Genomic DNA, 536 nt, shown 5'->3' with positions numbered 1-536 from the left:
ATATCCACATATATAATGTGTTAATGCCTTGTGATCCATCCGTAAATGGCTGAATCATATGACCAAATACTACTAAAAAAATAAGTGCAAGTTTCGCATTATCAAAATATGCAGTTCTTCCCATTAAACTCATTCCTTTATGTTAAATATCACAGTGTATGAACAATATACCCTTTTTTAAACATAAATACGTATTAAAATAGCAGATTTCATATGGTTGTTAGAGAAATGTAAATGGAATGAAACAAAGAAACTGCCATGTAATAATATACCTAAACGTTTACCTGCATGCGAAAGCCGCTCTCCATAGGGAAAGCGGCCATTATCTTATCAATCTTTTACAGTGAAGTGTCTTTTTCTATCGCTGTTTCATCATGAAACGTTTTTATATTTAATTTCCCTAAAATGCGAGACGTAAGCGTACCAGATAAAATGGAATCATTCACATTTAGCGCAGTACGTCCCATATCGATTAACGCTTCAATGGAAATAAGAAGCCCGGCCAATGCGACTGGTAAATTCATTGAAGAAAGAAC

General features: G+C 34.0%; 1 protein-coding gene and 1 pseudogene. Both read right to left on the bottom strand.

Annotated elements, in window-relative coordinates:
* A pseudogene (locus AC3G7N_RS22415) lies at positions 1-124 on the bottom strand (acyltransferase family protein); the annotation flags it as partial.
* Positions 125-338: 214 nt separating this feature from the next.
* Positions 339-536: cation:dicarboxylate symporter family transporter (locus AC3G7N_RS22410; protein WP_489424307.1), on the bottom strand; the 198-nt coding region annotated here is incomplete at its 5' end.

Source organism: Virgibacillus carmonensis, from assembly GCF_057836705.1.
Note: the sequence above shows the minus strand (reverse complement) of the source record. Positions and strands in the feature narration are given on the sequence as shown.